A 1,652-nucleotide genomic window follows, 5' to 3' on the forward strand; every position below is an offset into this window, starting at 1 on the left:
TAGTACTACTATTAAAATAATCGAAAAAAGCCAAATCCAAGATTTTCTTTCTTTTTCTTTCATGCCATAAGTAATAAGTTTCGCTGTTAATGCGCAGTTGCTGCTCATCCAAATGCCATTTATCGGATGGTCTTGGCTCACGTTTTTTAATTACGCTCTTAAAATGAGAGCCAAACTTGATGCACCATTGGCGCACCGTTTCATAGCTCACTTCAATCACTTATTTTTCGGGGGGATTATATTGAGATAAAAATATTGACATAATATTGTCTTAATATATTTATGTTTAAATTGTGAGCATATTGTTCAGTGGATATTATTTATGCGTTCCCGGCTTGAAAAAAACCACCAATAAAAATTTAACAAAGCTCACCATAATTCAAAGCTTTTGGCGTAGTTACCAAACTCAAAAAAATATTCAATAGACCAAATTCCTGCATATGATCTGAAAGATTATGATGCGTTTTTAATTGGCAACGATCCTAAAATAAAAACATGGCGTTTTTTAAGCCAGATCATGGAAAGATTGCTCTTGTTGGAACCTCAGGACTTCGTTCTTTAGGACTCATATGTAAGCTTGGAAATCAGGAAAAACACCAAAATTAGTTATAATCGATAACAGTCATAAAGTGATTGAATTTTGGATAAAATTAAAACAATTGGTCTGTAATAGTCGATTTGAAGTGCCTAGTGAATTCTATGACGCATTTGGGATTTATTTACAGGAACATATTGATTTATATCGCAATTTACCAGATAAAATCTTAACATATCATAATACAGAGAATGTAGAATATGAGAATCAGAACCCCCAAATTTATATGCAAAGTTTGGTTGAAAAATATGGGTTAAATTATGTTGTAAATATAATCAAGCACTGCTCTATTATTGCTCAGTCATGGACTGATGAAAAACTTTTCTTTTCATTAAAAAATATATTAGATCTAATTGGGGTAGATAAATTATTTATTTACCCTTCTAATATAGCCCATTGCTTAGGCCGAAAAACGCTAGTTCCCTGTTACATAATATTGAGATTTTAAGTCCAGATTTATCAATCATTACAGACCTATGTCCTCTTAGGAGTAGGCCAACAAAAGTAATGTTATTAACTGAGAATAAAGCCAAATTTATCGAGAAAAAAATCTTTGGCCATAACTATTTCGATAATGAATCACAGATAAGAGTAATTAAGTTTAATTAAATATAGTAACCGCTCCGAAACATCTCGGTAGCTATCAGTAAACCGGTGATAACTCCATACCGCAATACTGATTATCTCTACAGGATAACGATATCTCTTCGGCTTTTGCTCCAACATCTTTCCACCACCTAAATAGACCCTAGTCTAACACTAAAGTTAAGTTGACGGTGCCCTATCGATACTTAAGCGTTTTACCGTAAGCTCACCATCGACAAAGACAACCACTATTCGGCCATGAGCAGCCCCAATATCCTTATCAACCACCAACATATCACCCGACTGGATACCTGCATTTATCATCGAATCACCGAATGCAAAGGACAAGTTTGTTTTCTTCTGTAGGATGTCTTAGATACCGCTAATATTTTTATTTTATTAATATCATCGATAGTTATAGGGCTTACTTTCTCGAAATCACTGGTGAGTAGATTTTTAAGGTCGGCCTTTT

At 33.8% G+C, this 1,652-nt stretch carries 2 pseudogenes; both read right to left on the reverse strand.

Going from position 1 to position 1,652, the window contains the following annotated elements:
• Nucleotides 1-211 (reverse strand): annotated as a pseudogene (locus BN58_RS33445) (hypothetical protein); the annotation flags it as partial.
• A gap of 1,173 nt (nt 212-1,384) precedes the next feature.
• Nucleotides 1,385-1,519, reverse strand: a pseudogene (locus BN58_RS29725) (LexA family protein); the annotation flags it as partial.
• Nucleotides 1,520-1,652 lie beyond the last annotated feature (133 nt).

This window comes from Legionella tunisiensis, assembly GCF_000308315.1.
Taxonomy (GTDB): domain Bacteria; phylum Pseudomonadota; class Gammaproteobacteria; order Legionellales; family Legionellaceae; genus Tatlockia; species Tatlockia tunisiensis.